Raw genomic sequence first — 20,553 nt, forward strand, 5'->3', positions numbered from 1 at the left:
CGGTCCCATTCCGAACCCGGAAGCTAAGCTCACCTGCGCCGATGGTACTGCACTCGACAGGGTGTGGGAGAGTAGGACACCGCCGGACAATATTTCCCGAAAAGGGGGCCCATACCGTGGGTCCCCTTTTCGTCGTTCCGGCGGACCGACGGGTTCAGCTCCCCGCGGTCAGCTCCTTGCCCAGGGCGTCGAGCTGATCGCCGGTCCCCTGTTCGCGCCATTGCGGCTTCTCGTGGCCGTCGAGGTAGGCGCCGTGCTCGGTGAGCGTGAGTCGCGTACCCGCCTGTGCCGCAGCGATTTCCACCGTGGTGACCGATAGCGTCGTCACCGTGTCGCCGCTGCGCATGGTGGAGGTGTAGGCGATCCGCTCACCGGGGACGATCTCGTGATAGGTGGCCTCGAAGGTCAGTTCGTTGCCGTCGTGGGTGCCCGCGGCCAGTTCGCGGCCGCCGACGCGGAAGTCGAGTTCGTGCCGGGCGTTGCCGCCGGTCAACCAGCGGGCCTTGGTCTCCGGATCGGACCAGGCGGCGAAGACCTGCGCCGGGGTGGCGGGGTACTCGCGTTCGTGGCTGAACGTGGCGTGGACTACGGAATGCTCTGTCATGACCTACTCCTTGCTCTCGGTGTTCTCGGCCAGCACCGCGCCCAGCGCGTCGAGCCGGCGCTCCCAGCCGGTGCGGCGCGCATGCAGCCATTGCTCGGCGGAGCGCAGCGCATCGGGTGCCAGTTGGCAGGTGCGAACCCTGCCGACCTTCTCGGAGTGGACCAGCCCCGCCTCCTCCAGCACCTGCAGGTGCTGAAGGACCGCCGCCAGCGACATGTCCAGCGGCTGCGCCAGCGCACTGACCGCCGCCGGTCCGCTGGTCAGGCGCTCCAGCAGTGCGCGGCGAGTCGGGTCGGCCAGCGCTCGGAAGACCAGGTCCAACCGCTCCGATTGGTTAAGCACATACTTAACTTTAGGTCGATTCCGCCAATAGTCAAGTAGCTACTTAACAAACTCGTCCGAGGTTCCGCGTCAGATCGATCCGAAACCTGTTCTCGTGTAGGCGCCCTGGCAACCTTGATGTCCGAAGGTCACGAGTATCAACGTCGTGAGCCCCGGCTCACTGATCGGCAACCCGCGCGCGGCGGTGGGTGACGACCTGGCCTGCTCGCGGACGGCGTGCGGTGCGATGTTGACCCGTAGGCTGGAGACATGTCCGGCATCCAGGGCGTGCTGTATGACATCGACGGCGTGCTGGTGACCTCGTGGCGGGCGATCCCCGGCGCCGCCGAGGCCGTGCGCGGCCTGCGCGAGGCCGGGCTGCGCCGGGCCTTCCTCACCAACACCACCTCGGCCACCTGCGCGGAGATTTCCGAAAGGCTTTGTGCCGCAGGAATTTCGGTTGAGTAGTCGGAGATCGTCACGGACCGACCCTCGATGCCGACCACCCGGATGTGATCGTGATCGGCGGTGCCGGAGCCGAATTCACGCACCGGGCGCTGAGCCGGGTGGTCGAGGCGATGCTGGACGGCGTGCCCGTCATCGCCATGCAGGGCGGCATGACCTGGGCGACGGCCGACGGTCTGCGGATCGACACCGGCGCATATCTGCCGGGCCTGGAGGCGGCCGGGCGATCGCGAATCGCCGACGCCCCGGAGACACCGAATCACGCCCTCGATTCCGTGGCCGAGTTGCCCGCGCTGCTGCGCGGAGTTCTCGAAGTGAAAACGCGCGAGTAACCAGAAATACTTCTAGAAACCTCCTGCAAAATGTCGCGAAATCCCTTGGGGGTGAGTATGGTCCAGGGTGGACAGGCAAACCGCTGGTAACTCCGTTTCGGAGCGCGACTCACCGGCGGTGGCAGCGAGGGCCTGATCCGGATGAGGGGGTTGGGCCCTCGCCGTTCCGACCTGTTTTCGGCAGACAATTGGATATCGACCGCCGGGCGCGTCGCGAAATCACCACAAGTACGTTAGACAACTTTCAGCTATCGTTATCGGAATTCGCGCAGTTAACGAAGCGGCCGATCCTTCCCTGATGGATCGGGCGCTTAGGTATTGTCTGGCGCGATGTCACAGGAAACGAACGCGGGCAGGATGTACGCCGGGCAGCCCGTAGAAGACCGGCAGCGGCAGCGACGTGCGCGTTTTCTGGAGTCCGGGCTGACGGTGTTCGCGCGCGACGGCTATGGAAATAGTTCGGTCGGCGCCATCTGCAAAGATGCCGGACTCTCCTCGCGACAGTTCTATGAGGAGTTCACCGGGCGCGAATCGCTGCTACTCGAGCTCTACGAACAGATCGACCGGCAATCGCGGGAAGCGGTGGCGGCCGCCCTGGCCGAACAGGCCGATCGGAACGCGGTCGAGATCATCGATGCCGCCGTGCGGGCCTACGTCGAATCGATCGGCCGGGACCCGCGTAAGGCGCGGGTCGCGTTGGTCGAAGTGGTCGGTGCCGGGCCCACCGTGGAGAAATTCCGGCTGGAATTGCGCCGCGCGTGGGGCTCGCTACTGGCCGGCGCGGCCGAAGATGCTGCGCTACAAGGGGAAATCCCGCCCGGCGATTACGAGATGCGCGTGCTCGCGATCATCGGCGCGGTCAACTATGTGGTCGACGCGTGGAGCGGTGCCGAGCCGCGCCCGCCGCTCGACGATGTGATCCGGGTGCTGCGCCGAATCATCATCGGCGCCGTCAGCGCGTGAGGCCGCAGGACTGGTCGTATGCTGGTGATTCGCTCTAGCATTCCAGTGTGACAGGCGTTGAGGTGGGGGAACCGTCCCCGAGTTTTGTTGTCTGCGGGGATAATCCGCTCGTATATCAGCTGGCGGCGCAGCTGGTGGATCGCTTTGCCGACGCCGTGGTGACCGTCGTGATCCCGAACCGCCGCGGTGGTTACGTACCGCGGCTGGAGCGGCTGGCGCGGGTGCGGGTGCTGTGCGCGGAACGGCTGGACGAGGAGACGCTGCGGGTGGCCGGTGTCGCGCAGGCGCGGGCGCTGGCACTGGTCGATCAGGCGGATGTGGAGAACTTCCACGCCGCGCTGCGGGCGCACGAGCTCAACCCGGACATTCGCCTGGTGATCCGAATGTTCAACACCGGCTTGGGTTTCCGCATTCGGACCCTGTTCGCCGACTGTGTGGTGCTGTCGATTTCCGAGATGGCCGCGCCGTCGTTCATCGCGGCCGCGCTCGGCGAGAAGGCCCTGGACTACCTGCGCCTGGGCGAGCGCACCCTGTATGTCACCGGTCCCTCCGGAATCCCGGAGGGCACGGTGGTGTGCGGACTGGCGGAATCGCCGTCGGGCGATATTCGCATGCTGGCCTCGACGCGTAGCGATTCACGGGCGCTGGCGCTGGCCGGACGCGCACCGTACCTGCTGAACGGGCGCAGACGGTGGCTGCTGCGGTTCCGGTATCTGGTGCGCAACAACCTGATTCGGCTCGTCGTGGCGTTGCTGACCCTGATCGCACTGGGCTGCGGGCTGATGGTGGCCTTCGGAAACCCCTGGGGCGATGCGGTATACGAGACGCTGCTGGATGCCGCCGGTGCGGCGCAGCCGGAGCGCGATCGCGAGCCGATCTTCAAGGCGCTGCAGGTCGCCGTCGTCTTCATCGGGCTCGCTCTGACTCCCGTCGTCACGGCCATGGTGGTGGGCGGGGTGCTGCGCGCCCAGCTGTCGGAGCAGATCGGCCCGGAGCCTTCGGATTTCAACGATCACGTGGTGGTGGCCGGGCTGGGCAATGTCGGCATGCGCGTGCTGGAGCAGCTCTGCGATCTGGGCGTGCCCGTGGTCGGACTGGACTACGACGAGAACGCTCGCGGCATCGCGCTCGCGCGCACGCTGGGTGTGCCGGTGGTGATCGGCCAGGCCACCTGGGAGGACACCCTGGAGGCGGCGGGGGTCTCGCGGGCTCGGGCCCTGGTGCTGCTCACCAGCAGCGACGCGGTGAATCTCGAGGCCGCGCTGCTCGGTCAGTCCTACCACCAGGCCCATCGCGAGGACCTGCAGGTGGTGCTGCGCCTGTCCGACGACGACCTGGCCCAGCGGGTGGAGCGCAGCCTCGGCGGATCCGTCGTGGTGCGCAGCGTCTTTCAGCTCGCGGCGGAGGGATTCGCCGCGGCCATGGCCGAGCGCCGGGTGATCGCGACGCTGTCGATCAACGGTGGCACCCTGATGGTCGCCGAGGTTCCGGTGGAGGCCGGATCGTCGTTGGTGGGCAAGCCGATCCGGACCGCGGGCCTGCCGGTGCACACCCGGGTGCTGGCCCTGCAGTCGGTGGTCGGCGCCGAGTTGGAGTGGGAGCCGGATCAGGAGGCCCTGCTGGCGGCGGGTAATCAGCTGGTCGTGGTGTCCAATCGCACCGGGCTCGATCATCTGCTGGAGCAGAGCGCGGGTGGCCGGGCGGACGACGATCCGATCGAGCCCGCCCCGGCGCCCGCGCGGTAGCGTGCGCGCATGGAGACGATTCCGATCCAGGTGCCCGACGGGAGCACCGTGCCGGTGCGGCTGGTGGCGGCGCGCGGTGCGCACCGGCATCCGATCACCCCCGACACCCCACGTCCGGTAATCGTGATCATCCCCGGGCTCGGTGTCCCGGGCGTCTTCTACGGCGACTTCGCGCGGGAACTGGCGGGCCGCGGGTTCGACGTGGCGATCGGGGAACTGCGCGGCAACGGCGACAGCCGCCCCAAGCCGAGCCCCAGCAGTGCCTACGGCTACCAGGAACTCGTTTCGGTCGACTTCCCGGCGATCTTCGAGGTGGTGCGCGAACGCTTCCCCGCGAGCACCCCGATCCTGTTGGGGCACAGCATGGGTGGGCAACTCGGGGTGATGTACGCCGCGCGCGTCCGCGGGCGGCTCGGCGGCCTGGTCCTCGTCGCCTCCGGGACTCCCTACTTTCGCGGTTACGGCGGGATCGCGCGCTCGGCCATGCTGCTGGGCCCGGCGGCGATCTCGCTGACCGCCAATCTGGCCGGTTTCTGGCCCGGCGACCGGATCACCGCGGGCGGATTCGGGCGGCAGTCGAAGGTGCTGATCTCCGACTGGGCCCGGCTGGCGCGCACGGGCCGGTTCGTTCCCGTCGACGCCGACATCGACTACGAGGAACGCATTGCGCGCCTGAAGCTTCCGGTCCTGTCGATCACGCTCGAGGGCGACGACCTCACCCCCCGCAGCTCCGCCGATCATCTGCTGGAGAAGCTGCCGAACGCCCGCATCACCACCTGGCACCAGCCCGGACCGCGGGGGCACAACGGCTGGATCACCGATCCCGCGACCACCGTCGACCGCATCGAGCGGTGGGTCCGGGATCGGTGATCGCGCCCGCTATCCCCGTGCGGGCTCCATCAGCATCTGCTGGAAGAATTCCCAGATCAGCGCGGCCTGGAAGGCCATCTGCTTGTTGTCGGCCGCACCGCCGTGGCCGCCCTCGATATTCTCGTGATACCAGGCGGTGTGGCCCTGTTCGGCCAGGCGCGCGGCCATCTTGCGGGCGTGGCCGGGGTGGACGCGGTCGTCGCGGGTGGAGGTGGTCAGCAGGATCGGGGGATAGGTCCGATCGGCTCGCGTGTTCTGGTACGGCGAGTACTTTCCGATGAACTCCCACTCCTGCGGATCGTCCGGATCGCCGTACTCGGCCATCCAGGAGGCACCGGCCAGGAGCAGGTGATAGCGCCGCATATCCAGCAGCGGCACCTGACAGACGATGGCGCCGAACAACTCCGGGTAGCGGGTGAGCATGACGCCCATCAGCAGGCCGCCGTTGCTGCCACCCACCGCGCCCAGCTGCCGCGGGGTCGTGATCCCCCGGGCCACCAGGTCCCGGGCGATCGAGGAGAAGTCCTCGTAGACGCGGTGCCGATTCTCCTTCTGCGCCTGGGTGTGCCATTCGGGGCCGTATTCCCCACCGCCGCGAATATTGGTCATCACCCAGGTGCCGCCGCGCTCGAGCCAGCCCATTCCGGAGGCGCCGCTGTAGGCCGGGGTGCGCGAGACCTCGAAGCCGCCGTATCCGGACATCACCGTCGGCCCCGGCTCACCCTTGCGGTCGCGGTGGCGAATCACGAAGTACGGCACCATCGTTCCGTCGTCGGAGCGGGCGAAGAACTGCTCGGTCTCGACGCCGTCGGCGTCGAAGAATCCGGGCTCCTGCTTCAGCGGTTCCGTCGGCCCGCCCACCGAACCGGCCAGCAGCGTCGCCGGAGTGGTGAAACCGCTTGTGGTGAGCATGAATTCGTCGCCGCCCTCGAGCGGATCGAGGTTCATGACGTTGGTCGTGGCCATCGGCGGGGTGTCGGCCAGCGGGGCGCGCGTCCAGCCGTCGGGTCCGGGGGTCAGCACGTAGAGCTTGGTCTGCACATCCTCGAGGGTGATGAGCAGCAGATGGTTCTCGGTCCAGCCGTAGCCGTGCAGGGAGGTGTGTGCGTCGGGCGTGAAGACGACCTCGAAATTCCTTGCGCCCTCGAGGAATTCGTTCAGATCGATGGTGAGTAGAGCGCCCGCCGGGTAGGTGGCGCCGCCCACCTCCCACGGCGACTTCAGCCGGACCAGCAGCCAATCCTTGTACCAGGACTCCGAGGCATCGCTCGGCACGTCGAGATGGCGGAGGGTGCCGTCGTCCTCGAGCAGGTATACCGATTCGTTGAAGAAGTCGGTCGCCCGGGCCACGTAATGGCGCTCGTAACCCGGCGTGCGGTCGTACCCGGCCGACACCATGACATCGGCGGGCTCGCCCTCGAACACCGTCTCCGCCTGCGTCAGGGGCGTGCCGCGCCGCCAGCGCTTGGCGATCCGCGGATAGCCCGACTCGGTGAGCGATCCGGGGCCGAAATCCGTTCCGACATAGACGGTGTCGGCGTCGATCCAGCGCAGCTGCGACTTGGCCTCCGGGAGGTAGAAGCCCCCGTCGGCCTCCGCGCGGAAGCGCTTGGTCACCATGTCGAACTCGCGCACCACCTTGGCGTCGGCCCCGCCGCGGGACAGGCTGATCAGCGCCAGGGACTGCTCCGGGCGCAGCACGGCGGCGCCGCCCCAGACCCAGTTCTCCTCCTCGTCGGCGGCCAGCTCGTCGAGATCGATCAGCACCTCCCAGTCCGGGGTGTCGGTGCGATATTCGGCGAAGGTGGTGCGCCGCCACAGGCCCTTCGGGTGCTCGGCGTCGCGCCAGAAGTTGTACAGCCAGCGGCCGCGGCGCGCCGGGTACGGGATGCGGGTGTCGGTGTCGAGCATGTCGAGGATGCGGTGCTCCAGCTCGGAGAACCGGTCCGAGGTGGCGAAGCGGCCGACCACCACCTCGTTGTGTGCGCGGGCCCAGTTCAGCGCGCGGTCGGAGGTCACTTCCTCCAGCCACAGGTAGGGATCGGTCTGCTGCTCCTCGACACTCATGCCTGACATTGTTGCCGACGCCGCGGCTCGCCGTGTCGGTGAACCTAGGATTGCGGCATCGTTGCCGCCGCGCTCGGGAGGTTCGGATTGCCGCACTTTTTCTGGGAACAGCACTGTTGCCTGCCGTTGCTGCCGTCGGCCGATATCGCCGAGCTGGCGCGCTACCCGCTCGGCTCGTACCTGTCGGTGAACGTCGGATACGCCCCGCAGTCCACCTCGGACGCGCTCGGCCTGGTGCGGCAATTCCGGCGGGATGCCTTGGCGGACGGTCGTTTCCGGCTCGTCGAATCCGTCGACGACACCGTCGGTGACGACCGGACCATCGCGCTGGCGTTCGATCTGGAGGATTCCGGGCCGCTGGGCGGCGATCTCGACAACGTGGAGCTGTTTCACGAGCTGGGTGTGCGCTCGTTGCTGCCGAGCTACAACCAGTCCAATGCCGCCGGTGGTGGTTGCCTCGACACCGCCGATACGGGTCTGACCGCTTACGGCCGCGACCTGATCCGCAAGCTCAACGAGGTGGGCGTCTTCGCCGACGGCTCGCACTGCTCGGTGCGCACCGGCCTCGATATCGCCGAGGTCACCGGCGTGCCGATGATCTACAGCCACTCCAATTTCGCGGCGCTGTGGGCGCATCCGCGCAACATCACCGACGCCCAGGCTCGCGCGTGCGCCGGGACCGGCGGCGTGATCGGTATCAACGGTGTCGGAATCTTCCTGGGCTGCAACGGTTCCGGCGAGCGGGCCGCGCGCATCGAGGCGATGGCCGATCACCTCGCCTACGGGGCGGATCTGGTCGGGATCGAGCACGTCGGCATCGGCTCGGACTTCTCCTTCGACGGTGACCAGTTCAATGCCGAGATCGCAGCGGCCCCGGAGAATTTCTCCGAGGACTACACCCGGTGGGGCCCGCTGCAGTGGACGCCGCCGGAGGATCTGCTCGGTGCCGCGCGGGTGCCGGGGCTCGATGCGGTGCTGGCACGGCGCGGCTTCACCGAGGCGGATCGGGCGGCGGTATTCGGCGGGAACTTCCTGCGGGCGGCTCGGCAGGTGTGGCGGTAGCGCCTATCCCAACTGCACCAACATCTTTCCGAGGTTGGCCCCCGAGAGCACGCCGAGGAACGCGGCCGGTGCCTGTTCCAGCCCGTGGTACACCGTCGATTCCGTGCGCAGGGTGCCGTCGGCGAGCCAGGGGGCCGCCGTGGCGATGTACTCGCCGAAGTTCTCCAGGTAACTGTTGACCAGCATGCCGCGCAGCGTCACCTCGCGTTTCACGGCCGTGAACAGATTCGGGATGGGTTGTGCGGCACCGTTGTAGCCCTCGATGGCGCCGACCAGCGCGATCCGGCCGTGGGTGCGGATCGCGTCCAGTGCGACCCGCAGGTGCTCGCCGCCGACATTGTCGAGGTAGACGTCGATGCCGTCGGGTGCGGCCGCGGCCAGCTGACCGGCGAGATCACCGGCCCGGTAGTCCAGCGCAGCGTCGTAGCCGAACTTCTCGGTCAGTGCCTTGCCCTTGACCGGGCCGCCCGCCGAGCCGATCACCCGGCTCGCGCCCAGCTTGCGGGCGAGCTGACCCGCGACGCTGCCGACCGCCCCCGCGGCCGCGGAGATGAACACCACATCGCCCGGGCGGACGGGCGCCACATCCGTCAGCGCCGCGTACGCCGTGAGCCCGGTGGTGCCGAGCGGGCCGAGGTAGTCCCGCGGCGCGGCCAGGGTGGTGTCGATCGGGGTCGCCGCCGCCGCATCGAGCACCGTGTGCTCGCGCCAGCCGAGAAAATGGGTGACGTTCGTGCCGACCGGGACATCGGCGGACCGCGAGGCGATCACCTCACCCACCGCCGAACCCTCCATCGGCGCGCCCAGTTCGAACGGCGCGATGTAGGAGGGCGCATCATCCATCCGCCCGCGCATGTACGGGTCGACCGACATCCAGGTATTGCGCACCAGGATCTGCCCCGGCGCCAACTCCGGAATCACCCGCTCCACCAACGCGAAGTTCTCCGCGGTAGGCACCCCGGAAGGCCGTGCCGCCAAATGTATTTCACGAGTAGTACGGGGTAGCGCACTGGTCGCGTTCGACATGACCGAAGCCTTTCTGAATCGAGTCCGAATCCCATCGACCCGGAACTACCGACGACACTAAGAACCCCGCCCCCCGCACCCCCAGGGCCGCCCACGCCACCCCCCGGGCCGCCCACGCCAGGCCCGCCCGCACGGCACATTCCCGCACCCCGTGCACGTTCCCGCACCGGCTCCAGGCGCCTGCAAGGGGTGCGGCAACGCATAAGGCGTGCGGGAAAGTGCCACTCCACGGCGCGTCGAGCCGCCGGGAACGCGGGGGGCGCGTCAGCCTGCCGCCCGGTCTTGGGTGGGGGAGTTGCCTGTCCAGCGGCGGTAGGCTCGGCGCAGGGCGCGGTCGTCGGCGAAGCCGAGTTTGCGGGCTACCGCCTCGGTGGTCGAATGCTGTTGGGTGAGAAGGTGTTTCGCTTGCTCGTAGCGGAGCAGGTCGACCTCGTGCCGCCAGGTGGTGCCGTGGTCGGCCAGCCGCCGCTGCAGCGTCCGGGCACTGACGGCCAAGCGGGCCGCGACGGCGTCGAGCGCGGGCGGACCGGCGGTGAGTTCTGCGGCGAGCGCGGAACGGAAAGCCTCCAGCGGACCGGGAATCGGGCGGGCACTGGCCAGCACGAGATCGGCATGACTGCGCAGCAGATCCGCCAACGACGGATCCGCGCGCGGCAGCGGCGCGACGGCATCGGCGGCGGTGAAGGTGATGCTGTCGGCGGGGGCATCGAATTCGATGCGGGACGTCCCGAAGGCATCGATCAGCGCGGAATGATCGCTCGGCGCCGGATGTCCGAAGGTGATGCGCTCGGGCAGCACCGGGCGCCCGAGCGCCTCGCGGGCCCGGCGCAGGTAGTAGGCGAGCACATACTCGTTGATCACCGACGCGACCTTCGGATCGCCCGCGGTGGTTCGGAAGCCGACGGTGAGCTCGTCGTCGTGCCGGAGGTCGAAGCCCTCCGCGGCCGCGGTCACCAGGCGGTGGTACGGCTGCGCCGCGCGCAGCGCGTCGGCCAGGGTGGGACCGTTGGTGACCAGGTAGTCCCAGGTGGTCAGGGTGCCCAGCGGCGCGGCGGCCACGACAGCGACCCCGGCCCCCGGTTCCGGATGCGCGTGCGCGAGCAGCTCCCACAGGCGCACCAGTGCGCGCAGCGGAATCCGGTTGAGTTCGCCCGCCAGCGCCTGCGCATCGGTGCCCTCGACCGCGGCGAGCCGCTCGGGAGCGGCACCGGCCCGCCGCGCGGATTCCAGCACCAGCCGGGTCAGATGCGTTGAGACGGTATCGGCGATCGGGTCCAGCGGTGCGGTGCCCGATCCCGATGCGCTGTCTGCCACGCCTCCACGGTAGCGACCCGGACGATTCGGGCAATCCGGGATGTGAACGAACTTACTGCAACTTATCGGAGGTGGGTGGGCTCGCGACGGTGGTCGGAGTTAGGCTCGCAGGCGTGACTTCCCACTACGATGTCGTCGTTCTCGGTGCTGGTCCCGGCGGTTACGTCGCCGCGATCCGCGCCGCTCAACTCGGCCTGCGAACAGCGATCGTCGAGCAGAAATACTGGGGCGGTGTGTGCCTGAACGTGGGCTGTATCCCGTCCAAGGCGCTGCTGCGCAATGCGGAGCTGGCGCACCTGTTCACCAAGGAAGCGAAGACGTTCGGTATCACCGGCGAGGCGAGCTTCGACTTCGGCGCGGCATTCGACCGCAGCCGCAAGGTCGCCGACGGCCGCGTCAAGGGCGTCCACTTCCTGATGAAGAAGAACAAGATCGACGAGTTCGACGGCAAGGGGACGTTCACCGGCCCGAACGCGCTGTCGGTCGCGCTCACCAAGGGCGGCGAGGAGTCGATCACCTTCGACAACGCCATCATCGCCACCGGAACCGTCACCAAGCTGCTGCCGGGCACGTCGCTGTCGGCCAATGTCGTCACCTACGAGGAGCAGATCCTCACCCGCGACCTGCCGGGCTCGATTCTGGTAGTGGGCGCGGGCGCCATCGGCATGGAGTTCGCCTACGTCCTGAAGAACTACGGCGTGGACGTGCGGATCGTGGAGTTCCTCGACCGCGCCCTGCCGAACGAGGACGCCGATGTCTCCAAGGAGATCACCAAGGCGTACAAGAAGCTCGGCATCACCATCACCACCGGTGCGTCGGTGCAGTCGATCGAGGACAACGGCACCAAGGTCACCGTCTCGATCAAGGACAACAAGACGGGCGCGGTCGAGACCGTCACCGTCGACAAGGTGCTGCAGGCCGTCGGTTTCGCGCCGCGGGTGGAGGGTTACGGCCTGGAGAACACCGGCGTGCAGCTGACCGACCGCGGTGCCATCGCCATCGACGACTACATGCGCACCAACGTGCCGCACATCTACGCCATCGGTGACGTCACCGCCAAGCTGCAGCTGGCGCACGTCGCCGAGGCGCAGGGCGTGGTCGCCGCCGAGACCATCGGCGGTGCCGAGACCATGACGCTGGGCGATTACCGCATGATGCCGCGCGCCACCTTCTGCCAGCCGCAGGTTGCGAGCTTCGGCCTCACCGAGCAGCAGGCCCGCGACGAGGGCTACGACGTGAAGGTCGCGAACTTCCCGTTCACCGCCAACGGCAAGGCCCACGGCCTCGGCGACGCCACCGGTTTCGTGAAGCTGATCTCCGACAACAAGTACGGCGAACTGCTCGGCGGCCACCTGATCGGCCCCGACGTCTCCGAACTTCTCCCGGAGCTGACCCTGGCCCAGAAGTGGGACCTCACGGTCAACGAACTCGCCCGCAACGTGCACACCCACCCCACCCTGAGCGAGGCCCTCCAGGAGGCCATCCACGGGTTGGCGGGACACATGATCAATTTCTGATCCCGGCCGAAGGCGCCCTTCGGTTTCGGACCGGAGGGCGCCTTACTCTCGGTGGTAGGCCGCCTGGGCCTCGAGGATCGTGTTCATATTGGTTTCCAGGGTGATGATCAGGGCCTCGAGGTGTTCGGCCACCTGGGCGCCGAGGTCGGTGAGGGTGTATTCGACACGGGGTGGGATGGACTGCTGGACCTCGCGGTGGATCATGCCGTCGCGTTCGAGGGTCTGCAGGGTTTGCGAGAGCATGCGCTCGCTGACGCCGTCGACGCGGCGGCGCAGGGCGCTGAAACGGTAGGGGCCCTCGCGCAGGGCGACCAGAGCGAGGACACCCCAGCGGCTCGCGACGTTCTGCAGCACCGGTCGTGAGGTGCAGTTCCGGGCGAAGACGTCGGCCTCCAGCGTCGGGTCGGAGCCGTCCGCCGCGGTGATCTGCCGGGTGGTCATGTGCTTGATGCTACTCATTCGTTTGGTAGTGCCGGAATATCTAGTACTAACTATTAGTTAGTGCCGTATATTCCGTACGCAACCAGGAGGTAGAACATGACCGTCGCCGTCACCGCAGCCAGTGGACAGCTGGGCCGTCTCGTCGTCGAGGAGCTGCTGCGCCGGGACGCCGGGCCGGTGGTCGCCGTCGTCCGTGATCCGTCGAAGGTGGCCGATCTCGCCGACCGCGGCGTCGATGTCCGGCAGGCGTCCTACGACGACGCGGAGGCGTTGGATCGCGCGCTCGCCGGGGTGGACCGGGTGCTGCTCGTCTCCGGCAACGAGTTCGGCGCGCGAGTGGACCAGCACGCCACCGTGATTCGCGCCGCCGAGCGGGCGGGGGTGCAATTGCTCGCCTACACCAGCATTCCGCGCGCCACCGAGAACTCGATGATCCTCGCGCAGGAGCATCGCGGCACCGAGGAGACGCTCGCGAAAGCCGCTGTGCCGCACGTGATTCTGCGCAACGGCTGGTACTGGGAGAACTACCTCGGCGGCGTGGCACCGGCCGTCGAGAGCGGTGTGCTGTACGGCGCGGCCGGTGCCGGTCGGGTGGCGGGCGCGGCGCGGGCCGACTACGCGGAGGCGGCCGCCGTCGTGCTCGGCACCGAGGGGCATGCGGGCCGGGTCTACGAGCTGGGTGGGGATGAGCGGCTGACGTATGCCGATCTGGCGCAGGTGATTTCGGAGGTGTCCGGGAAGCCGGTGCGGTATCAGGATCTCGCGCGGGACGATTACGCCGCGGCGTTGGAGAAGTCGGGTCTGCCCGGCGATTACGCGAGGGTGCTGGCCGACGCCGACACCGGGATTCGGGCCGGAATGCTCGACGTGACCAGCGGTGACCTGCAGAAGCTGCTAGGGCGTCCCTCGACACCCGCCGCCGAGGTGTTCCGAGCAGACCCGCAGGCATAGTGCCCTAATCGGTCACCCACTGGACGAGCTGGATGACGATGCCGTTGGGGTCGAGGGTTTGGAAGTAGCGCTCGCCCCACGGCTCGGTCTCGAGCGGTGTCACGATCGGGACGCCTTCGCGCCGGACGCGCTGGTACTCGGCCTCGATGTCGTCGACGACGAAGGCCACCAGCGTGCCCTGGCCCGCGCTCCCGGCGATGCGTTCCGGCTTGAAGGTCGGCAACCCGGTGCGCAGGTAGATGATGTTGAACCCGGCGTCGGGGCGCCCCAGCGAGACGAAGCCGTCGGCGGACATCTGCACCTCGAAGCCGAAGTGCTCGGTGAGGAATTTCGCCGACGCCTCCGGGTCGGGCACGTTCAAGGAGAGGGCGGATGCGGTGATGTTCATGGAACCTCCTCGAATAACTCTATACTTAGTACGCTGTACTTTGTAGAGAAATTTCCGGAGCGGCGCATCGTGACCATGATCACGCCGATACGATCGGGCCGGAGGTGCGTGCAGAGTGGACGATCGGGACGGATCCGCACGCGGCGAGAAGGAACGCCGCGGGCAGGGGCGCGGGAGAGTTGCCGCGGAACGGGCACCCGGCGGGCGGCGCGAACGCAGCGGCGGGGGCGACCCGGCGCGCACGCTGGAACTGCTGTGGCGCGAGCCCGCCCGGACGTCGGGGCGCGGCCCGAAGCAGCGCAGCAGTGTGGACGAGGTGGTCGCGGCGGCGGTGGAGATCGCCGATACCGAAGGGCTCGAGGCGCTGACGATGCGGGCGGTGGCGGCCCGGCTGGGCCTGACGCCGATGGCCACCTACACCTATGTGCCGGGCAAGGCCGAGCTGCTGGATCTGATGCTCGATGCGGTCTACCGGGAGATGAATCGCGCGGAGCTCACCGGATTGCCTTGGCGGGAAAGGGTTTCCACGGTGGCCGCGGAGAACCGCGAGCTGCTGGCCCGCCATCCCTGGGTCGCCTACGTCCCCACCACCCGCCCGCCGCTGGGGCCGGGCCTGGCCGCCAAGTACGACCACGAACTGCGCGCCTTCGACGGTCTCGGACTCGACGATGTCGAGATGGATGCCGCCCTCACCCTGCTGCTCGGCTTCGTCACCTCGGTGGCCCGCATCGCCATCGACACCGCGCGCGCGGCGACCGACAGCGGCATGTCCGACCGCGAGTGGTGGGAACGCACGGCCCCGGTCCTCGAGCGCGTCTTCGACCCCGAACGCTATCCCCTCGCCGCCCGCATCGGCTCCGCCGCCGGTCGGGCGCACGACAGCGCGTACTCCGCCGACCACGCCTGGGAGTTCGGTCTGGCCCGCGTGCTCGACGGCCTGGCCGGGCTCATCGAGAAGCCCACCCGCTGAACGAGTTTCAGGAGACGAGGGGGCGGACCTCGGCGGCGGCGAAGCGGACGAACTCGACCGGGTCGGCGTCGGCGGTGGGCTGCAGGATGACGGTATCGGCACCGGCGTCGGCGAGCCGGGCCACGGCGCCTGCCACCGCCCGGGCATCGCCCGCGACGCCGACGCCGTCTTCGTCGGTCGCTCCGATTCCGTCGATGGATTCACGGCCCGTGCGAACCATGTCGGTGCGGAGGCGCTCCAGGGCGTCGGGACCCGTCGCCGTCGACAGATTGGCCAGCACGCGTCCGGCGCCGGGACGGCTCGCCGCCGCCCGGCCCTCCCGTAATAGCGTGATCGCCCGGCGCAGCGCGGCGGCGGAGGTGCCCGAGGTGAGAATCGCCCCGTCGGCGATCTCGCCGACCAGGCGCAGGGTGCGGGGACCCGTTGCGGCGGAGATGATGTCGGGCGCTTGCGCCGGGGGCCAATCGAGCGCGACGTCCGCGAGCCGGACGTAGCGGCCCTCGACGGTGAGCCGCTCACCCGCGAGCAGCCCGCGCAGGGCGTCGACATACTCGCGCAGCAGCGTGACCGGGGACTCGACACGCGCGCCGATCTGCCCCATCCAGTCCTGCACGCCGTGCCCGACGCACCACACGGCTCGCCCCGGGAAGAGTCGTTCCAGCGTGGCGATCTCCATGGCGGTGGCGGCCACATTGCGCAGCGGTACCGGCAGCACGCCGATCCCGACGCGCAGCCGCTCGGTGCTCGCGAGGGCCGTGGCGACCGAGGAGATCCCGCCCCCGAAGAAGCAGTCCTCCCACAACCAAAGCTCCTCTAGCCCCGAGTGTTCGGCGGCATGGGCGACCTCCCGCAACCGCTCCGGAGGAATCTGCGGAAGACACACGGCGCCGAGGATCGTCATACGACGATGGTTACCAGACCCCACCGACAACCGAGGTGTCAGTGGTCGGTCTGTACGCGCAGGGTGGTGATGGTGCTGGCCAGGCCCTCGTACTGGTTGACCAGCAGCACGATCTCGATGAGGCGACGCTCGTCGTAGTGGTCGGCGAGGGCCGACCAGGCGTCGTCGTCGATGGTGCGGGTCTGCACCAGTTGGTCGACCGCGGCCAGCAGGGCCCGCTCCTTCGCGCTCCATCCAGGGGCCTGCGGGCCGAGGCGCAGGCGGTCCAGGATCTCGCGGGTGACGCCCGCCCGCCTACCCAGGCGAATGTGATGGTCTGTCTCGTAGTCGCATTGGCGCAGATGCGCCACTCGCAGGATCACCAGCTCGGTCTCGTAGCGCGGCAGTTTGCCGCCCGGCATCAACCGTCCGGAGTAGTGCAGCCAGCCGCGGAACAGCCCGCCGGTGCGGCCGAGGGTGCTGAACAGATGCGCGTCGGGCGTACCCGCCGCGCGCGAAAGTACCTGCCAGACAACCCAGTTGACGGGCCCGAGTTCACGCAGGCGGCCCGGTTCGATGCGTGGCTTCGTCGACACCATGCCCCACGCTAACAGCCTGGTCCTCCGATTGCGAACAGCGATGTTCATCGAGTGTGCCGCGGTCACCGATGCGCGGCCAGCACCGCCGCGAGGCCCGCTCGCAGATCCTCGACGAAATACTCGGGCACCTCGAGCGAGGGGAAATGTCCCCCGGTTTCGGGCGAGTTCCAACGGACGATCCGCCGGTACCGCTCCCGTGCCCACGGGCGCGGAGTCTTCTCGGTGTCGCGGGGGTACATGGTGAGTGCGGCCGGGACATCGACCCGGAGTTCGGGGTCGAGCGAGTTGTGGCTTTCGTAGTAGATCCGGGCCGCCGAGGCGCCGGTCCGCGTCAGCCAGTACAGGGTGACGTCGTCGAGCACGCGGTCGATGGAAATCCTTTCGAACGGACTGTCCTCGGTGTCCGACCACTCGGCGAATTTGTCGAGAATCCAGGCCAGCAGCCCGACCGGCGAGTCGACGAGCGAGTAGCCGATGGTCTGCGGCCGGGTCGCCTGCTGCTTCGCGTACGCGGCGCGGTGCCGCCGCCCGGTGCCGTGCCAGAAGTCGTGGGTCTCCCGGACCCACGTGCGCTCGTCCTCGGTCAGCCCGTCCGTCGACATGCCGGGCGGTGCCTCCGCGAACGTGGTGTGGATGCCGAGCACGTGCCCCGGGAACCTACCGGCGAGAACCGTGGTGATATTGCCTCCCCAATCGCCACCGTGGGCCGCGAACGTGCGGTAGCCGAGCCTGTCCATCAGCTCCACCCATGCGGCCGCGACCTTTTCGGTTCCCCAGCCGGTGGTGGCCGGTTTGTCGCTGTAACCGAAGCCCGGTAGCGACGGGACCACGACGTGGAACGCGGGCGCGTCGGCGTCGTTCGGATCCGCCAATGCGTCTACGACGTCGATGAACCGGACGATGCTGTCGGGCCAGCCGTGCGTCAGGAGCAGCGGGGTGGCGTCCGCGCGGGGGGATCGGCGATGCAGGAAGTGGATTCCCAGGCCGTCGATGGTCGTGCGGAACTGGCCGATCCGGTCGAGGCGCTTTTCGAACGCCCGCCAGTCGTACCCGGAGCGCCAGTAGTGCACGACATCGATGAGATCGGCGAGGGGGACGCCCTGGTCCCAGCGGCCACGACCGGGCGCGGCGCCGGAGACCGTCTCGGGTTCCGGCAGTCGCGCCGCGGCCAATCGCGCGCGCAGATCGTCGAGTTCGGCGTCGGTCGCGTGGGCTTCGAATGCGTGGACGTCGCTGGACATGAGAACTCCTGGTCGGCGTGGAAGCGGCTCGCACGTCTCGTGAACCGGCTAAGACGGTTCTAACACGGTGCGACGCCCTACTGCAACCGGCTATGGTGGTTCTATGAGTGCTCGGTTCCCCGACTTCCGTCTCGGCAACGTGCTGGCGACCAGCTTCACGGGGACCCTGTCGGAGCGGCACGGCACTCCGGTGGAGCGCATTCCCACGCCGCGGCGATTCGTCGACTGGCTGGCGGTGTACGGCCTCGCCGTGGACTTCTGCACCACCGCCCAGCTCGAACTCGCTCGCGAACTGAGGGAGGCGATTCACGCCGCCGCGACGGCGGCCGCCACCCACGACGCCCTCCCCGCGGCGGCGGTCCGAATCATCAACGACCGCAGCATGCAAGGCCGGGCCGTGGCGGTGCTGACGCCCGATGGCAACAGGCAGTGGCGGCTCGGCTCGGCTACGGGCGTAGCGGATGCCCTGGGCGTGATCGCCGCCGACGCGATCGGCATCATCGCGGGCGAACGGGACGGGAAACTGGCCCTGTGCGCATCGCCGACCTGCCGGGCCGCCTTCTTCGACACCAGCCGGAGCCGCACGCGCAGATGGTGCGATATGAATACGTGCGGGAACCGCGAGAAGAAGGCGCGCTTCCACCGGCGCAAGGAATCCGATTCGGCGCGGTAATGCGAAAGCTATTGCCCGGCAAGCATTTTGAGTACGAGCGGGCGCGAGATCGTCCCGGCCACCCGCCGTGCGAGTTCGTTGGCGCTCGCCCCGTCCCCGTGGGCGGCGCGTAGCGCGTCGGCGAGTTCGGCGCGCGCGGCCTCGGCCTCCGCCTGGGCGGCGCGCAGGCGCTCGGCGGCCCGGTCGACGGCGTCGCCGGATACCGGCTCGCTGGTGGTCAATGGGTTGACCGCTGCGGGCTCCCGGCGCATGGCGGCGCGGGCGAATTCCTGCAGGAACTCCTGCGTCGCCACCGAATCCTCGGCCGCGGGGCCGAGGAGCAGCCGGGTGGTCTGCGGCACCGCGTGGGTCCAGGCGGCCAGTCCGCACAGCGCCAGCAGCACCCGCCCCGCGACTCGCTCGTCGACGCCGAACTGCTCCTGGGCGCGGGCGAATTTGCGCGCGTACAGCTCGTCGCGGCGGCCGTCGACATCGTGGGCGTCGGCGCCGCGGTGCAGTGCCTCCCACAGCAGCAGCCGCAGCAGCTGGGGATTGTCGCGGTGGTAGCGGAACAGTTTGCCCACGTAGTCGCCGGGTTCGGTGTCGGCCAGGGGCTGCACGACATCGGTGAATTCGTCCAGTGACTCGATGAGGATGACGTCGAACAGCTTGTCCTTGCTGCCGAACAGGCCGTAGATGCGTTCCTTGTTGACCCCGGCCGCCTCGGCGATGCGGTCGACGCGGGCGCCGGCGAGGCCGTACTCGGCGAATTCGTCGCGGGCGGCGCGCAACAGTGCCTGCCGGGTCGCATCGCTGCGTTTGGTCGGAGCGCTCATGGGTGTGACCTTACCAGCAGTCAACCAACTATTCGGTTGACTTTGCCGTCGACCCGGCTTACCGTCGTCCGCATGGCAACAACCACGGTCCCGAATCAGGCCGCCGCCCAGGTCGTCCGGCGCTCCCCGGAGGCCTCACCCCGTGCGCACACGGGCCGCACCCTCCCGATCTTCGTCCTGTCCGCGCTGCTCGCCACGGGCCAGATGTACGTTCCGATCCCGCTTTTCACGGCCATGCAGGCGGATTGGCAGGTGGGCGCGAGCGTGATGACCTGGATCATCAGCGCCTTCGCCTTCGGCTACGCCGGTGGGTTCGTCCTGTTCGGCCCGCTGTCGGACCGCTTCGGACACCGCCGCGTGCTGGTGACCGGCATGGTGGCCGCCGCGGTGGTCACGCTGTTGACCGGTCTGGCATTCAGCGTGCCGATCGAGATCGGCCTTCGGATAATCCAGGGCCTGATCGTCGGCTCGATCCCCCCGGCCATCATGGCCTACGTCGGTACCCGGATCGCGCCCGCGCACCGGGCCGTGGCGACCATGTCGGTGTCGACCTCGTTCCTCGCCGCGACCGTGGTCGCCCAGATCGCCGCGCAGACCATGGTGGCGTCGTTCCCGTGGCGGACGGTGTTCGTCGTGTCGGCCGTCGCGTTCGCCGTGCTGGCGGTGCTGCTGCGGACGGTGATGCTCGCCGACACGCCCGCGGGCGCGGATCGGCCACTGCTGCACAGTTATTCGGCGATTCCCGCGGTGCTGCGGATCCGGCCGCTGCTGCCGATGCTGGTGGCCGGTGCGCTGGCCATGGCCGTCATGGTCGGGATCTACACCGGAATCGAACTCACGGGCCTGGTGCACGGTTCGGGGGAACTGCTGACGCTGCGCGCCGGGGCGCTCCCGGTGATGGCGCTGCTGCCGGTGCTGGCGGTCCCGCTGGCGCGGCTGTCCAAACCCGGCCAGATCGTGCTCGGTGTGCTGATCGCCGCGACCGCGATGGTGCTCGCCGCCTTCGCGGGCAGCCACCTCGCCCTCCTGACGGTGCTGCTCGCCGTGCTGGTGGGCGGGCTCGGCACGATCGCCCCCGCGGTCCTGCAGAGTGCCGGTGAACTCGGCGGCGAGGCCCGCGCCGCCGCCATGTCGGTCGCCATGTTCAGCTTCTACGTGGGCGCCACCGTCGGCCCGCTGGTAGCGGCCGCCGCTGCGCCCCACGGGTTTTCGATGCTCGCGTGGTCACTGGCGGCCATGCTGCTCGCGGCCTTCGCCCTGACCCTGATCGGCATGCGCCTGCAGCGGGCGGCCGGGTAGATCGGGTAGG

22 protein-coding genes and 1 rRNA gene are annotated in these 20,553 nt (G+C 68.8%); 12 read left to right on the top strand and 11 right to left on the bottom strand.

Going from position 1 to position 20,553, the window contains the following annotated elements; genetic code table 11:
* A 5S ribosomal RNA gene (rrf, locus tag QH290_RS19880) occupies window positions 1–88 on the top strand; the annotation flags it as partial.
* A 66-nt stretch (window positions 89–154) separates the two neighbouring features.
* Here rrf and QH290_RS19885 read toward each other — a convergent pair.
* Both QH290_RS19885 and QH290_RS19890 read right to left on the bottom strand, forming a co-directional pair.
* Complete coding sequence (locus QH290_RS19885; RefSeq protein ID WP_280384447.1) at window positions 155–604, bottom strand: SRPBCC family protein; 450 nt, start codon at window positions 602–604, stop codon at window positions 155–157.
* A 3-nt stretch (window positions 605–607) separates the two neighbouring features.
* On the bottom strand, window positions 608–946 hold the full coding sequence (locus QH290_RS19890) for an ArsR/SmtB family transcription factor (RefSeq protein WP_280266602.1): 339 nt from the start codon (window positions 944–946) through the stop codon (window positions 608–610).
* 249 nt (window positions 947–1,195) lie between these two features.
* Between QH290_RS19890 and QH290_RS19895 the strand changes: the two genes are divergently transcribed.
* From QH290_RS19895 to QH290_RS19915, 5 genes are all read left to right on the top strand, one after another.
* Entirely contained in the window at window positions 1,196–1,393 is a 198-nt protein-coding gene (locus QH290_RS19895; protein WP_280384449.1) for an HAD family hydrolase, read from the top strand.
* Between the two features lie 44 nt (window positions 1,394–1,437).
* On the top strand, window positions 1,438–1,722 hold the full coding sequence (locus QH290_RS19900; RefSeq protein WP_280384451.1) for an HAD family hydrolase: 285 nt from the start codon (window positions 1,438–1,440) through the stop codon (window positions 1,720–1,722).
* A 330-nt stretch (window positions 1,723–2,052) separates the two neighbouring features.
* Window positions 2,053–2,685: a TetR/AcrR family transcriptional regulator gene (locus tag QH290_RS19905; protein ID WP_280266601.1), complete on the top strand. Its 633-nt coding sequence runs from the start codon at window positions 2,053–2,055 to the stop codon at window positions 2,683–2,685.
* Window positions 2,686–2,732: 47 nt separating this feature from the next.
* Window positions 2,733–4,430 carry an NAD-binding protein gene (locus tag QH290_RS19910; RefSeq protein WP_280266600.1) on the top strand — a complete coding sequence of 566 codons (1,698 nt, stop codon included), beginning with the start codon at window positions 2,733–2,735 and terminating at the stop codon, window positions 4,428–4,430.
* A gap of 9 nt (window positions 4,431–4,439) precedes the next feature.
* Complete coding sequence (locus QH290_RS19915; protein WP_280266599.1) at window positions 4,440–5,300, top strand: alpha/beta hydrolase family protein; 861 nt, start codon at window positions 4,440–4,442, stop codon at window positions 5,298–5,300.
* 9 nt (window positions 5,301–5,309) lie between these two features.
* Here the strand turns inward: QH290_RS19915 and QH290_RS19920 are convergent, their stop codons facing one another.
* Window positions 5,310–7,376, bottom strand: a complete 2,067-nt coding sequence (locus QH290_RS19920) for a prolyl oligopeptidase family serine peptidase (RefSeq protein ID WP_280266598.1) — start codon at window positions 7,374–7,376, stop codon at window positions 5,310–5,312.
* A gap of 78 nt (window positions 7,377–7,454) precedes the next feature.
* Between QH290_RS19920 and QH290_RS19925 the strand changes: the two genes are divergently transcribed.
* Entirely contained in the window at window positions 7,455–8,429 is a 975-nt protein-coding gene (locus QH290_RS19925; protein ID WP_280266597.1) for a dipeptidase, read from the top strand.
* A gap of 3 nt (window positions 8,430–8,432) precedes the next feature.
* On the opposite strand, the gene QH290_RS19930 is transcribed toward QH290_RS19925, so the two are convergent.
* The gene (locus tag QH290_RS19930) at window positions 8,433–9,455 is read right to left on the bottom strand and encodes an NADP-dependent oxidoreductase (RefSeq protein WP_280384454.1); all 1,023 of its coding nucleotides are present in this window, start codon (window positions 9,453–9,455) and stop codon (window positions 8,433–8,435) included.
* 264 nt (window positions 9,456–9,719) lie between these two features.
* Window positions 9,720–10,769, bottom strand: coding sequence for an AraC family transcriptional regulator (locus QH290_RS19935; RefSeq protein WP_280266595.1), 1,050 nt, complete (start codon window positions 10,767–10,769; stop codon window positions 9,720–9,722).
* 113 nt (window positions 10,770–10,882) lie between these two features.
* On the opposite strand from QH290_RS19935, the gene lpdA reads away from it, so the two are divergent.
* Window positions 10,883–12,286, top strand: a complete 1,404-nt coding sequence (lpdA, locus tag QH290_RS19940; RefSeq protein ID WP_280266594.1) for a dihydrolipoyl dehydrogenase — start codon at window positions 10,883–10,885, stop codon at window positions 12,284–12,286.
* A 42-nt stretch (window positions 12,287–12,328) separates the two neighbouring features.
* Here lpdA and QH290_RS19945 read toward each other — a convergent pair whose 3' ends face one another.
* On the bottom strand, window positions 12,329–12,745 hold the full coding sequence (locus tag QH290_RS19945; protein ID WP_280384456.1) for a winged helix-turn-helix transcriptional regulator: 417 nt from the start codon (window positions 12,743–12,745) through the stop codon (window positions 12,329–12,331).
* Window positions 12,746–12,823: 78 nt separating this feature from the next.
* On the opposite strand from QH290_RS19945, the gene QH290_RS19950 reads away from it, so the two are divergent.
* Complete coding sequence (locus QH290_RS19950; protein WP_280384458.1) at window positions 12,824–13,678, top strand: SDR family oxidoreductase; 855 nt, start codon at window positions 12,824–12,826, stop codon at window positions 13,676–13,678.
* Between the two features lie 4 nt (window positions 13,679–13,682).
* Here the strand turns inward: QH290_RS19950 and QH290_RS19955 are convergent, their stop codons facing one another.
* Complete coding sequence (locus QH290_RS19955) at window positions 13,683–14,066, bottom strand: VOC family protein (protein WP_280266591.1); 384 nt, start codon at window positions 14,064–14,066, stop codon at window positions 13,683–13,685.
* Window positions 14,067–14,310: 244 nt separating this feature from the next.
* On the opposite strand from QH290_RS19955, the gene QH290_RS19960 reads away from it, so the two are divergent.
* Complete coding sequence (locus tag QH290_RS19960) at window positions 14,311–15,036, top strand: TetR/AcrR family transcriptional regulator (protein ID WP_280384505.1); 726 nt, start codon at window positions 14,311–14,313, stop codon at window positions 15,034–15,036.
* A 7-nt stretch (window positions 15,037–15,043) separates the two neighbouring features.
* On the opposite strand, the gene QH290_RS19965 is transcribed toward QH290_RS19960, so the two are convergent.
* The 3 genes from QH290_RS19965 to QH290_RS19975 form a co-directional block, all read right to left on the bottom strand.
* The gene (locus QH290_RS19965) at window positions 15,044–15,937 is read right to left on the bottom strand and encodes an LLM class flavin-dependent oxidoreductase (protein ID WP_280266590.1); all 894 of its coding nucleotides are present in this window, start codon (window positions 15,935–15,937) and stop codon (window positions 15,044–15,046) included.
* 38 nt (window positions 15,938–15,975) lie between these two features.
* Window positions 15,976–16,515, bottom strand: a complete 540-nt coding sequence (locus QH290_RS19970; protein ID WP_280266589.1) for a carboxymuconolactone decarboxylase family protein — start codon at window positions 16,513–16,515, stop codon at window positions 15,976–15,978.
* Between the two features lie 62 nt (window positions 16,516–16,577).
* A complete protein-coding gene (locus QH290_RS19975; protein ID WP_280384461.1) occupies window positions 16,578–17,756 on the bottom strand; it encodes an epoxide hydrolase family protein in 1,179 nt (392 codons plus the stop codon).
* 103 nt (window positions 17,757–17,859) lie between these two features.
* Here QH290_RS19975 and QH290_RS19980 point away from each other — a divergent pair, with 103 nt between their 5' ends.
* A complete protein-coding gene (locus tag QH290_RS19980) occupies window positions 17,860–18,429 on the top strand; it encodes a CGNR zinc finger domain-containing protein (protein WP_280384463.1) in 570 nt (189 codons plus the stop codon).
* Window positions 18,430–18,437: 8 nt separating this feature from the next.
* Here the strand turns inward: QH290_RS19980 and QH290_RS19985 are convergent, their stop codons facing one another.
* Complete coding sequence (locus QH290_RS19985) at window positions 18,438–19,244, bottom strand: TetR/AcrR family transcriptional regulator (protein ID WP_280384465.1); 807 nt, start codon at window positions 19,242–19,244, stop codon at window positions 18,438–18,440.
* Window positions 19,245–19,316: 72 nt separating this feature from the next.
* On the opposite strand from QH290_RS19985, the gene QH290_RS19990 reads away from it, so the two are divergent.
* Window positions 19,317–20,543 (top strand): MFS transporter, encoded by a 1,227-nt coding sequence (locus QH290_RS19990; protein WP_280266585.1) that lies wholly within the window; start codon window positions 19,317–19,319, stop codon window positions 20,541–20,543.
* Window positions 20,544–20,553: the final 10 nt, after the last annotated feature.

Source organism: Nocardia wallacei (genome assembly GCF_029869545.1).
Lineage (GTDB): Bacteria > Actinomycetota > Actinomycetes > Mycobacteriales > Mycobacteriaceae > Nocardia > Nocardia wallacei_A.